Annotated in this window: 8 protein-coding genes, 5 tRNA genes and 1 rRNA gene; 6 read left to right on the top strand and 8 right to left on the bottom strand. The window is 45.1% G+C overall.

The genetic code is table 11. From position 1 onward, the window contains the following. Nucleotides 1–201: 201 nt before the first annotated feature. From MTF70_RS12410 to MTF70_RS12390, 5 genes are all read right to left on the bottom strand, one after another. Nucleotides 202–278, bottom strand: a tRNA-Pro gene (locus tag MTF70_RS12410). 64 nt (nt 279–342) lie between these two features. Continuing rightward, nucleotides 343–418 (bottom strand) — tRNA-His (locus tag MTF70_RS12405). A 48-nt stretch (nt 419–466) separates the two neighbouring features. Next, nucleotides 467–543 (bottom strand) — tRNA-Pro (locus MTF70_RS12400). A 69-nt stretch (nt 544–612) separates the two neighbouring features. Then, nucleotides 613–688 (bottom strand) — tRNA-His (locus MTF70_RS12395). A 33-nt stretch (nt 689–721) separates the two neighbouring features. Then, nucleotides 722–798: transfer RNA gene (locus MTF70_RS12390), tRNA-Arg, on the bottom strand. A 335-nt stretch (nt 799–1,133) separates the two neighbouring features. Between MTF70_RS12390 and MTF70_RS12385 the strand changes: the two genes are divergently transcribed. Beyond that, the gene (locus MTF70_RS12385) at nt 1,134–1,547 is read left to right on the top strand and encodes a cytochrome c5 family protein (RefSeq protein WP_005384252.1); all 414 of its coding nucleotides are present in this window, start codon (nt 1,134–1,136) and stop codon (nt 1,545–1,547) included. A gap of 73 nt (nt 1,548–1,620) precedes the next feature. Here MTF70_RS12385 and rep read toward each other — a convergent pair whose 3' ends face one another. Further along, nucleotides 1,621–3,636, bottom strand: coding sequence for a DNA helicase Rep (gene rep, locus MTF70_RS12380; protein ID WP_005379104.1), 2,016 nt, complete (start codon nt 3,634–3,636; stop codon nt 1,621–1,623). A gap of 170 nt (nt 3,637–3,806) precedes the next feature. Between rep and MTF70_RS12375 the strand changes: the two genes are divergently transcribed. From MTF70_RS12375 to MTF70_RS12360, 4 genes are all read left to right on the top strand, one after another. Continuing rightward, complete coding sequence (locus tag MTF70_RS12375) at nt 3,807–4,388, top strand: TetR/AcrR family transcriptional regulator (RefSeq protein ID WP_005384254.1); 582 nt, start codon at nt 3,807–3,809, stop codon at nt 4,386–4,388. Nucleotides 4,389–4,406: 18 nt separating this feature from the next. Next, nucleotides 4,407–5,513, top strand: a complete 1,107-nt coding sequence (vmeC, locus tag MTF70_RS12370) for a multidrug efflux RND transporter periplasmic adaptor subunit VmeC (protein WP_005379101.1) — start codon at nt 4,407–4,409, stop codon at nt 5,511–5,513. Between the two features lie 12 nt (nt 5,514–5,525). Continuing rightward, entirely contained in the window at nt 5,526–8,648 is a 3,123-nt protein-coding gene (gene vmeD / locus MTF70_RS12365; RefSeq protein WP_005379100.1) for a multidrug efflux RND transporter permease subunit VmeD, read from the top strand. Nucleotides 8,649–8,779: 131 nt separating this feature from the next. Next, on the top strand, nt 8,780–9,031 hold the full coding sequence (locus tag MTF70_RS12360) for an accessory factor UbiK family protein (RefSeq protein WP_005379099.1): 252 nt from the start codon (nt 8,780–8,782) through the stop codon (nt 9,029–9,031). A 278-nt stretch (nt 9,032–9,309) separates the two neighbouring features. Here the strand turns inward: MTF70_RS12360 and ilvC are convergent, their stop codons facing one another. Further along, nucleotides 9,310–10,794, bottom strand: coding sequence for a ketol-acid reductoisomerase (gene ilvC / locus MTF70_RS12355; RefSeq protein WP_005379098.1), 1,485 nt, complete (start codon nt 10,792–10,794; stop codon nt 9,310–9,312). 143 nt (nt 10,795–10,937) lie between these two features. Here ilvC and ilvY point away from each other — a divergent pair, with 143 nt between their 5' ends. After that, a complete protein-coding gene (gene ilvY, locus MTF70_RS12350) occupies nt 10,938–11,828 on the top strand; it encodes an HTH-type transcriptional activator IlvY (RefSeq protein ID WP_025768266.1) in 891 nt (296 codons plus the stop codon). A gap of 91 nt (nt 11,829–11,919) precedes the next feature. Here the strand turns inward: ilvY and rrf are convergent. After that, nucleotides 11,920–12,036 (bottom strand): 5S ribosomal RNA (rrf, locus tag MTF70_RS12345). Nucleotides 12,037–12,045 lie beyond the last annotated feature (9 nt).

The raw sequence follows: 12,045 nt of genomic DNA, 5'->3' as shown, positions 1-12,045 counted from the left end.
GATTCTTTTCAGGAGAGATGCAAAAAAGCCCCAGTCTTTCGACTGAGGCTCTAAATAGCGGTCGGTGAAGAGCCGAATTCTAACTTCAGGCGAACCCCACTTGGGTTCAAATCCATTGATACATTACCGACTAATACAGTCCAAGCGAGATCATAAACTCTAAAACGACGAAAGCCTGCTTTTTAGCAGGCTTTCTAATAGTGGTCGGTGAAGAGGGATTCGAACCCCCGACCCTCTGGTCCCAAACCAGATGCGCTACCAAGCTGCGCTATTCACCGAACTGTATTTGCTGATTTTCTCAAATCAGACAGGACACTTCAACTAAGAAGTCACCTTAATTAATGGGGTGGCTAACGAGATTCGAACTCGCGACCACCGGAATCACAATCCAGGGCTCTACCAACTGAGCTATAGCCACCATCAATTTTTGCTGTTTACCGCTCTATTAGAGCCATAAACTAAATAGTGGTCGGTGAAGAGGGATTCGAACCCCCGACCCTCTGGTCCCAAACCAGATGCGCTACCAAGCTGCGCTATTCACCGACGATGTTTTATCTTGATTGAATCAAGATTGGGAGCAATGCTACCGCATTCAATCTAAAAAAGAAAGAATGGGGTGGCTAACGAGACTTGAACTCGCGACAACCGGAATCACAATCCGGGGCTCTACCAACTGAGCTATAGCCACCACTGATTTTTACCGATGTATCCTCCGAGGCAATGGTACGCCCGAAAGGATTCGAACCTTCGACCTTTGGCTCCGGAGGCCAACGCTCTATCCAACTGAGCTACGGGCGCATGCCCTATCGGCGGAGTGGAATAATACGGATATCACACTATGCCGTCTAGTACTTTTTTTACTTTTTTTATCGTTTGGTCTCTTTTTCGACAGTTATCTTCCGTTAAAGTGGATTTTTGATGTGATTCACGCCCTGTCATGGATAACTTGTTGTTTATTGCAACAAGTTATCGGGATATAATCACCCATTATTTACATTGATTTAACAGCTGCAACCAAGTTGTCTAATCATTCTATGCCATTCAGTGGAATTTAATGATTTCTCTGCTCGGCATTAATACTCTAACTATATAAATAGGTAAGTCACTTACCTCGGGAATGTGAAGTGGGTTTAATGGATATGTCTCGACAAATGATTAGCGTTTTGTTCGCTGCCTTAACGTTTTCTACGGCAGCTTTAGCTTCTGACATCAGCCAAACTGAATACGATGCGATCGCAGAACGCATCCAACCTGTCGGTGATGTTTATCTAGCGGGCTCTGAGCCAGTGAAAGAAGAACCAACCGGTCCACGTGATGGCGCCACAGTTTATGGTACTTTTTGTATTGCTTGTCACGCATCTGGTGTAAACGGCGCACCTAAAACAGGTAATGCCGATGATTGGGCACCGCGTATTGCACAAGGCAAAGATACGTTAGTGAAGCACGCATTAGAAGGCTTCAATGCGATGCCAGCCAAAGGAACCTGTATGGACTGTTCTGACGATGAAATCATCGCAGCAATTGACCACATGATTGAAGGTCTATAAGTAAAGACATCAACGAAAAAGGCTTGCCAGTTGGCAAGCCTTTTTGTTTTTAGTCAGTGAGAACAAGGTTACTTTACTTCTTAAACATTGCTCGAATATTGGCAATGTGTGCTTGACCTTTCGCCATACGCTCTTCTGCTGATACTGGCTTTTTGTTTACTTCCCATTCAACGTCATCAAATGGCAACTCATCCAAAAAGCGGCTTTGAGTCGGTTTGATCAACTCGCCGAACTGCCGACGCTCTTTGCACATAGTGAAAGTAAGTTCACGTTGCGCTCGAGTAATACCAACGTACATCAGGCGACGCTCTTCTTCCACGTTATCTTCATCAATACTGGTTTGGTGCGGTAAAATACCTTCTTCGGACCCAATTAAGTATACATATGGGAACTCAAGGCCTTTTGATGCGTGCAAGGTCATCAGTTGTACTGCATCACTGTCTTCATCTTCTTCACCGCGCTCCATCATGTCACGCAAGGTCAAACGTTGAACGACTTCTTTTAACGTTTTCTCTTCTTGATCGTAGTTGTCACCCTCTAGGTCCGCCACTATCCAGGAATAAAGGTCAGAAACGTTCTTCATTCTCATTTCAGCGGCTTTCGGACTTGCTGAAGTTTCGTATAGCCAATCTTCATAATGGATATCACGAACTAGCGAACGAACCGCTTCGACGGTATCACCACGCTCAGCTTGATCAGCAATCGCCACTAGCCATTGGGTGAAACGACGCAGGTTTTCTAGGCCACGTCCCGTTAGGTGCTGTTCGAGCCCCATTTCAAAGCTCGACTCAAACAGGCTCTTGCCTCGCATATTGGCATAACTGCCTAACTTCTCTAACGTCACTGGGCCAATTTCACGTCGTGGAGTATTCACAATGCGCAAAAATGCATTGTCGTCATCCGGATTAACCAAAACGCGCAAATACGCCATGATGTCTTTAATCTCTGCGCGCGCAAAAAACGAGGTGCCGCCAGAAATTTTATACGGTACGCGGTTTTGCATCAGAGACTTTTCAATCAAACGTGATTGGTGGTTACCACGATATAGAATCGCATAATCTTTATATTCGGTACGGTTTAGGAACTTATGCGCAATTAGTTCACCCGTTACGCGCTCTGCTTCATGCTCTTCATTTTTAGCCAACAACACTTTGAGTTTTTCACCGTCAGGAATTTCAGAGAACAAGGACTTCTCATAGACGTGAGGGTTGTTAGCTATCAAAATGTTGGCCGCACGCAGGATTCGACTCGTTGAACGGTAGTTTTGCTCTAGCTTAATCAAACGCAAATTCGGATAATCTTCACCCAGCAACACGAGGTTCTGAGGTTTCGCACCACGCCATGAATAAATAGACTGATCGTCATCCCCTACAACAGTCAATCGCCCACGTTCTCCGACAATTAATTTGACCAGCTCATACTGACTCGTGTTGGTATCTTGATACTCGTCAACCAGTAGGTAACGGATACGATTCTGCCAACGCTGACGAACATCTTCATGATTACGTAAGAGTAAAACGGGCATCAAAATTAGGTCATCAAAATCAAGCGCGTTATAGGCTTTCATTTGCTTTTGGTACATATCAAAACAGAACGCAAACAATTGTTGCTGTTCACCTTGCGCACGCGCTTTGGCTTGCTCTGGCGTCAACATGTCGTTTTTCCAGTTGGAAATACAACTCAGAAGCTGACGTAGCAGATCTTTATCACCATCAAGCTGCTTTTCGGTAAGTTCTTTGAGTAGCGCTAGCTGGTCTTGGTCATCAAACAGTGAGAAGCCCGCTTTCAACCCTAAATGCTTGTACTCACGCTTGATGATGTTCAATCCTAAAGTGTGGAATGTTGATACCATCAAACCTTTAGACTCACCTTTCCCTAACGTTTGACCTACACGCTCCTTCATTTCACGTGCTGCTTTGTTGGTAAACGTCACCGCCGCAATGTTACGCGCTTTGTAACCACATTGCTGAACCAGATAAGCGATTTTATTGGTAATAACACGAGTTTTGCCCGAGCCAGCACCAGCTAGCACTAGGCATGGACCAGACACGTATTTCACGGCTTCATCTTGACTAGGGTTCAGCTTCATAGAAATTCTCTGCGGGTGATGAATGTGGCGCCTATGATAAAGGGGTGGCCTCGTGAAAGCTATGCTGATTTCTTGTAATTTTCACACCAATTAAGTGCAATATTCTGTTGCATAAATGGCGGGTATTTAAGCTATAATGAATGAACGTTCATTCACTAAAGGGTGACATTATGAAGGATAACCCTGCTGTAGATAAACGAGAACAAATCTTAGTCGCTGCTGAACAACTCATTGCTGAATCTGGTTTTCAAGGGCTTTCCATGCAAAAGCTCGCCAATGAGGCAGGTGTCGCAGCAGGGACGATTTACCGTTATTTCTCAGATAAAGAACATCTTTTAGAGGAACTACGCCTTAACGTTGCTAAGCGTGTTGCTACTGCGGTGCAACTAGGTGTTAGTGAAGAGATGCCTTTAAAACAGCGTTATCGAACCATGTGGCTCAATATTTGGAATTTAGCGAGCTCGAACTTAAGTGCGATCAGCAACCGAGTCCAATATGAGTCTTTACCCTGTTCAAATAGTAGCAAAGCTCGGGAACTTGAGAGACAAATGTTTGCCCAAGTAGATCTTCTTTTTAATCAGGGTAAAGATGAGGGAGTATTCAAGCTTCTCGATAACGAAGTACTTTCTGGATTAAGTTTTGAGGCAAGTGTTGCACTTGCTCGGAAACACGCTTTGGGATTTTATCAACTGGATAAGACGGCATTAGAGGCCGCTATTGAAGCCAGTTGGGATGCAATTATTAAACACTAACTTGGAGTTCTTAATAGAATGAAAAAGTGGACTTTCTTTATGTTACTTATCGCCGTTCTCTTGTTCGGCAGCGTGATAGGTTTCAATTTATTTAAGCAACAAAAGATCGCTGAATACATGGCAAACCGTCCTGAACCTGAGTTCCCAGTAACCGTGACAGAAGTGCAAGCGGTGGATTGGGTACCAGTCATCGAGGCAATTGGTTTTATCGAGCCAAACCAAGGCGTGACGGTAGCGAACGAAACGAGCGGTGTTATCGATAAAATCGCGTTTGATTCCGGTACTCAAGTTAAATCGGGTCAGCCATTAGTGTTGCTTGATTCTGAAGTCGAAAAAGCAAATTTGAAGAGCTCGCAAGCTAAGTTGCCAGCGGCAGAAGCGAAATACAAACGCTACCAAGGCCTATTCAAAAAAGGCTCTATTTCTAAAGAAGCGTATGACGAAGCAGAAGCAAACTACTTCTCCTTAAAAGCGGATATTGAAAGCCTGAAAGCAACCATCGACCGACGCGAAATCAAAGCGCCATTTGATGGTGTGGTAGGTATTCGTAACGTGTACCTCGGTCAGTACCTACAGGCGGGCACCGATATTGTTCGCCTTGAAGATACCAGCGTGATGCGCTTGCGCTTCACCGTGCCACAAACCGATATTTCACGTATCAATATCGATCAAGAAGTGGATATCTTTGTTGACGCTTATCCAGACCAACCTTTCAAAGGGTCTATTTCTGCGATTGAACCAGCTGTAAACGTACAAAGTGGCTTGATTCAGGTTCAAGCGGATATCCCTAACAGTGACGGCAAACTACGTAGTGGTATGTTCGCGCGTGCAAACATCATTCTGCCTAAATTAGAAAATCAGGTCACGCTACCTCAAACCGCGATCACATTTACGCTGTATGGCGACAATGTTTACATCGTAACAGAAGAAGATGGCGAAAAACGCGTTAAGCAGCATGTGGTAAAAGTTGGCGAACGCTCTAAAGATATCGCACACATTCTAGAAGGCGTGAAGCCAGGTGATGTAGTGGTGACATCGGGTCAAGTCCGTTTGAGTAACCATGCGAAAGTAAGCATTGTCGAAAGCGATGCAACTACCCCACCTGCTGAAACACCAATGCTTTAAGTTGGAGGCATCATGCGCTTTACAGATGTTTTTATAAAACGTCCAGTTTTAGCGGTATCGATCAGCTTTTTGATTGCATTGCTTGGTTTGCAAGCGGTGTTCAAAATGCAGGTTCGTGAATACCCTGAAATGACGAATACGGTGGTCACCGTGACCACCAGTTACTACGGTGCAAGTGCCAACTTGATCCAAGGCTTTATTACTCAGCCATTGGAGCAAGCGGTAGCGCAAGCCGATAATATTGATTACATGACTTCGCAATCGGTACTGGGTAAATCGACCATTACTGTCAACATGAAGTTGAATACTGATCCAAATGCGGCGTTGTCTGACATTCTGGCGAAAACCAACTCGGTACGTTCACAGCTACCAAAAGAAGCCGAAGACCCAACCGTAACCATGTCGACAGGTTCGACAACGGCGGTACTGTACATCGGCTTTACGAGTGACGAGTTATCTTCAAGCCAGATCACTGACTACCTTGAGCGTGTAATCAACCCGCAGTTGTTCACCGTAAACGGTGTGTCCAAAGTTGACCTGTATGGTGGTATGAAGTACGCACTGCGCGTATGGCTAGATCCTGCCAAAATGGGCGCTTTGAAGTTGACCGCAACCGATGTGATGAGCGTTCTTAACGCCAACAACTACCAATCTGCAACCGGTCAAGCGACGGGTGAGTTCGTGCTTTATAACGGTAGCGCAGATACTCAGGTATCAAACGTTGCTGAACTTGAAGCATTGGTCGTGAAAACTGGTGAAGGGGATGTCATCCGCCTAGGTGATATCGCTAAAGTAACGCTAGAGAAGAGTCACGACGTTTATCGCGCAAGTGCAAACGGTCAAGAAGCTGTGGTTGCAGCGATCAACGCAGCGCCAAGTGCTAACCCAATCAACATTGCAGCAGACGTACTTGAACTGTTGCCTCAGCTCGAGCGCAACCTACCAAGTAACATCAAAATGAACGTAATGTACGACTCAACTATCGCCATCAACGAATCGATTCATGAAGTAGTGAAAACGATTCTTGAAGCAGCAGTAATCGTACTTGTGGTTATCACACTGTTCCTAGGTTCATTCCGCGCGGTAATCATTCCTATCGTGACCATCCCACTTTCATTGATTGGTGTGGCAATGGTGATGCAGGCAATGGGTTTCTCTTGGAACTTGATGACGCTACTGGCGATGGTGCTTGCCATCGGTCTAGTGGTGGATGACGCGATCGTTGTACTAGAAAACGTTGACCGTCACATCAAAGAAGGGGAATCGCCATTCCGAGCTGCAATTATTGGTACGCGTGAAATTGCGGTTCCAGTTATCGCGATGACATTGACGCTAGGTGCAGTGTACGCACCGATCGCATTGATGGGTGGTATCACCGGTTCATTGTTCAAAGAGTTCGCTTTGACACTGGCAGGTTCAGTATTCGTATCCGGCATCATCGCTTTGACACTATCACCAATGATGTGTTCGAAGATGCTGAAGGCGAACGAGAAGCCAAGCAAGTTTGAGCAAAAAGTTCACCATATCCTTGATGGCATGACCACTCGTTACGAAGGCATGTTGAAAGCGGTAATGGCTCATCGTCCGGTTGTTATTGCGTTTGCAATCATTGTATTTGCAAGCTTACCGGTCTTGTTCAAGTTTATTCCTAGCGAACTAGCACCATCTGAAGATAAAGGTGTGGTCATGCTGATGGGTACCGCCCCATCAAATGCGAACTTGGACTATATCCAAAATACCATGGATGACGTAAACCAAATACTCTCAGATCAACCGGAGGTGGAATACGCACAGGTCTTTAATGGTGTACCAAACTCAAACCAAGCGTTTGGCCTAGCAACATTGAAGCCTTGGAGTGAACGAGAGGCAAGCCAATCTGAAATCACGAAACGTGTGGGTGGCCTAGTATCAAGTGTGCCTGGTATGTCTGTCACTGCATTCCAAATGCCAGAGCTTCCAGGTGCAGGCTCAGGTCTACCTGTTCAGTTTGTAATTACAACACCAAATAGCTTCGAGAGCTTGTTTACTATCGCTAGCGATATTCTAACCGATGTTGCAAGTAGCCCAATGTTTGTCTATTCCGACCTGGATTTGAACTACGATTCAGCAACGATGAAGATCAAGATCGATAAAGACAAAGCCGGTGCCTACGGTGTGACTATGCAAGACATTGGCATCACCCTCAGCACCATGATGGCAGATGGTTATGTAAACCGAATCGACCTGAATGGCCGCTCGTACGAGGTGATCCCTCAAGTTGAGCGTAAATGGCGTCTAAACCCAGAATCGATGAAGAACTACTATGTACGCTCTGTGGATGGTAAAGCGGTTCCATTAGGCAGTCTGATTACTATCGATGTGGTGGCTGAGCCTCGCTCTTTGCCACACTTCAACCAGCTAAACTCAGCGACTGTGGGTGCAGTACCATCACCTAGTGTTGCTATGGGTGACGCAATCGACTGGTTTGAAAATATTGCACAAACCAAACTGCCTGCAGGATATAACCACGATTACATGGGCGAATCTCGTCAGTTTGTAACGGAAGGTAGTGCCTTGTATGCAACCTTCGGTCTTGCACTTGCGATCATCTTCCTCGTTCTGGCGATTCAATTTGAATCACTCCGCGATCCTATTGTCATCATGGTATCTGTACCTCTGGCAATATGTGGTGCCTTGATCGCATTGGCCTGGGGTACGGCCTCGATGAACATCTACTCGCAGGTTGGTTTGATAACGCTGGTCGGCCTAATAACCAAGCACGGTATCTTGATCTGTGAAGTCGCCAAAGAAGAGCAGTTACATAATAAACTGTCTCGTATTGATGCGGTGATGGAAGCTGCGAAAGTGCGTCTTCGCCCTATCCTAATGACCACTGCAGCGATGATCGCAGGTCTGATCCCGCTGATGTACGCAACAGGTGCAGGTGCCGCGCAACGTTTCAGTATCGGTATCGTCATCGTTGCTGGCCTTGCAATCGGTACACTGTTCACACTATTCGTACTACCTGTGATTTACAGCTACCTAGCTGAAAAACACAAACCTCTGCCAGTATTTGTTGAAGACAAAGACTTGGAGAAGTTAGCGCGAGTTGACGAAGCGAAAGCAGCTCATCGTGAATTAGCGGATAACAGATAAGCTATTAAGGCATTCAAAAAGGTCACTTCGGTGGCCTTTTTTATTGCCGCTCTCTTTTTTGCCATCTAAATGGCGACTTTCACGTATCATTTACTTAAAATGAGGACAAATCAAAAGGAGTTTTAGCCACTATGTTTGACCCAAAGAAATTAGAGCAAATTGCTAAACAGATTCACGACTCAATGCCTCAACCTGTAAAAGAGTTGGGCTCTGATGTCGATCAGAAAGTTCGTCAAGTAATCCAAGGCCAGCTAAACAAGCTAGATGTTGTAAGTCGCGAAGAGTTTGATGTTCAAACTCAAGTTTTACTACGTACACGTCAAAAGCTAACAGAAATGGAACAGAAGTTGGCGCAACTTGAAGAAAAGCTTGCTGAAAAATAAGTATCAAAGCGCTCCTCACAAAGGAGCGTTTTTCTTATCGGCGCGCAGATAAATCGGCTAAAAACAAAAAGGCTTGGTCAACGGCGACCAAGCCTTTTGATTAGATGTTGTGTTTTATTTTGTATTTATCACTCCAGTCTGCCTGGAGTTTATCTACTGCGTTACTTGAGACTAAGTAAATTACGCAGTATTAAGGCTTCATTTCTAGGAGAAGGCGCGGACTTTACGATAGTAAACGAGCACCTTCGACACCAAAATGGAACCTTAAGGCCAGTCATTTAGCCGCCCACCGCGATACGCTTCATATCAGTCATGTAACCACGTAGCTCTTCACCGATGTACTCTACAGGGTGGTTACGGATTGTTTCATTCACAGCGATAAGAGTCGCGTTATCCACTTGGTTAGACGTTTCACCTAAACCTTTACCAATTACGTCAGTATTTACGGCTGGCATAAACTTCTCACGTAGAAGCGGCGTTGCTACGTTAGCGAACAGGTAGTTACCGTATTCCGCAGTGTCTGAGATAACCACGTTCATCTCGTATAAACGCTTACGTGCGATAGTGTTTGCGATAAGTGGCAGCTCGTGTAGAGACTCATAGTAAGCAGACTCATCGATGATGCCAGATGCCGTCATCGCTTCGAATGCTAGCTCAACACCCGCACGAACCATAGCAACCATCAAGATACCGTTATCGAAGTACTCTTGCTCAGAGATTTCTACGTCAGTTTCTGGGTAGTTTTCGAAAGCAGTTTCACCCGTTTCTGCACGCCAGCCTAGTAAATTTGCATCGTCGTTTGCCCAGTCAGCCATCATAGTGCTAGAGAAGTGACCGGTGATGATGTCATCCATGTGCTTGTTGTATAGCGGACGCATCAGTTCTTTTAGCTCTTCAGAAAGCTCAAATGCTTTCACTTTTGCAGGGTTAGTTAGGCGATCCATCATGTGAGTGATACCACCAAACTTCAGTGCTTCAGTGATGGTTTCCCAACCGTATTGAAGAAGCTTACCAGCGTAGCCAGGATCGATACCATCAGCAATCATCTTCTCGTAACATACGATAGAGCCAGCCTGTAGCATGCCACAAAGGATAGTTTGCTCACCCATTAAGTCAGATTTCACCTCAGCAACAAAAGAAGACTCTAGACAGCCTGCACGGTGACCACCGGTTGCTGCAGCCCAAGCTTTCGCGATATCCCAACCTTCACCTTTTGGGTCGTTCTCTGGGTGAACAGCGATAAGAGTCGGTACACCGAAACCGCGCTTGTATTCTTCACGAACTTCCGTACCTGGACATTTAGGTGCAACCATTACTACCGTTAGGTCTTTACGGATTTGCATGCCTTCTTCAACAACGTTGAAACCGTGAGAGTAACCTAGTGCTGCGCCTTCTTTCATCAACGGCATTACCGTCTCAACAACGTTTGTGTGCTGCTTATCTGGAGTAAGGTTTACTACTAGATCAGCTTGTGGAATTAGCGTTTCGTAGCTACCTACCTCAAAACCGTTGTCTTTTGCGTTTTTGAATGACTGGCGTTGCTCATCAATCGCGGCTTGGCGAAGCGCATAAGCAACGTCTAGACCAGAGTCGCGCATGTTCAGACCTTGGTTAAGACCTTGAGCACCACAACCTACAATGACTACTTTCTTACCTTTCAGATAATCCGCTTCTGAAGCGAACTCACTGCGGTCCATAAAACGACAACGACCTAATTGGTCCAACTGCTCGCGCAAGTTTAGGGTATTGAAATAATTAGCCATCTGGGTGCTCCTTTGAGATTCTTCCATTGAGGTCAGTAATTGCCTTACCGAATAACTTCATACTAAAACAGACATGAGATTGCTTAAAGTGATATATTCACAATTAATTATTGCAATTTATGCAACATGGAAATGAAAATTTAATGAATATCAAAAGCCTGCAACTTTTCATTCATCTCTGTGAGAGTAAAAGTTTCGCCAAGACCGCAGCGGCAATGCATATTAGCCCTTCAGCCTTAAGCCGACAGATACAAAAATTAGAGGAGGAAACCAGCCAACAATTGTTTTTACGCGACAACCGTAGCGTTGATTTAACTATCCAAGGTAAAAAGCTAGTCCCAGTCGCCTTAAAGATTCTTGGCGAATGGCAGCAGTATCAGAGTCACCTGAAGGGAACCGAGGATGAATTGAAAGGAGAAATCCGTCTCTTTTGTTCTGTTACTGCAAGCTACAGCCATCTTCCGGAGCTAATATCTGACTTTCGTATTCAGAACCCTTTCATTGAATTCAAACTATCAACCGGCGATCCAGCTCAAGCGATCGACAAAATACTAGCAGATGAAGCCGATATTGCCATATCAGCCAAGTCAGAACAGATGCCAAATAAAATCGCATTTGAAACGATCAGTGAAATCCCACTTTCTGTCATCGTACCTGTTGGGGTTAGTGCGTTTGCTGAAGAGCTACAAAAAGAAAAACCAGACTGGTCGGTCATTCCATTCATACTCCCAGAAGCAGGAACGGCAAGAGACAGGGCCAATAGTTGGCTCAAACAAATGAAAATAAAGCCAAAGATTTACGCACAAACTTCCGGACATGAAGCCATCGTAAGTATGGTTGCATTGGGGTGTGGAGTAGGTATCGCACCTGATGTTGTAATCAATAACAGTCCGGTAAGAGAAAAGATAAATCGTTTAAAAGTCTTACCAATTAAACCTTTTAAACTTGGTGTTTGCTGCAACAAAACTCAGCTGGAAAATCCGCTTGTTAAAGCCTTTTGGAAGGTTGCAGAGAGCAAGTATATCGCACCTTAGATGAACACTTTTTAGGTATAAAGTGAGCTAATTTTAAAACTCTATAGATGCAAAAAAGCCCGCTCTTTCGAGCGGGCTTCTTAAATTTAAAGCCTGGCGATGTCCTACTCTCACATGGGGAAGCCCCACACTACCATCGGCGCTATTTCGTTTCACTTCTGAGTTCGGCATGGAAATCAGGTGGGTCCAAAACGCTATGGTCGCCAAGCAAATTCTT

Origin of the sequence: Vibrio sp. 2CM40D (assembly GCF_023161825.1) — a bacterium.
Classification (GTDB): Bacteria; Pseudomonadota; Gammaproteobacteria; order Enterobacterales; family Vibrionaceae; genus Vibrio; species Vibrio alginolyticus.
Note: the sequence above shows the minus strand (reverse complement) of the source record. Positions and strands in the feature narration are given on the sequence as shown.

What these genes read in the sequence shown, in the direction of transcription:
- MTF70_RS12385 (WP_005384252.1), top strand. Translation starts at nt 1,134, where the DNA reads ATGGATATGTCTCGACAAATGATTAGCGTTTTGTTCGCTGCCTTAACG.
- rep (WP_005379104.1), bottom strand. Translation starts at nt 3,636, where the DNA reads ATGAAGCTGAACCCTAGTCAAGATGAAGCCGTGAAATACGTGTCTGGT.
- MTF70_RS12375 (WP_005384254.1), top strand. Translation starts at nt 3,807, where the DNA reads ATGAAGGATAACCCTGCTGTAGATAAACGAGAACAAATCTTAGTCGCT.
- vmeC (WP_005379101.1), top strand. Translation starts at nt 4,407, where the DNA reads ATGAAAAAGTGGACTTTCTTTATGTTACTTATCGCCGTTCTCTTGTTC.
- vmeD (WP_005379100.1), top strand. Translation starts at nt 5,526, where the DNA reads ATGCGCTTTACAGATGTTTTTATAAAACGTCCAGTTTTAGCGGTATCG.
- MTF70_RS12360 (WP_005379099.1), top strand. Translation starts at nt 8,780, where the DNA reads ATGTTTGACCCAAAGAAATTAGAGCAAATTGCTAAACAGATTCACGAC.
- ilvC (WP_005379098.1), bottom strand. Translation starts at nt 10,794, where the DNA reads ATGGCTAATTATTTCAATACCCTAAACTTGCGCGAGCAGTTGGACCAA.
- ilvY (WP_025768266.1), top strand. Translation starts at nt 10,938, where the DNA reads ATGAATATCAAAAGCCTGCAACTTTTCATTCATCTCTGTGAGAGTAAA.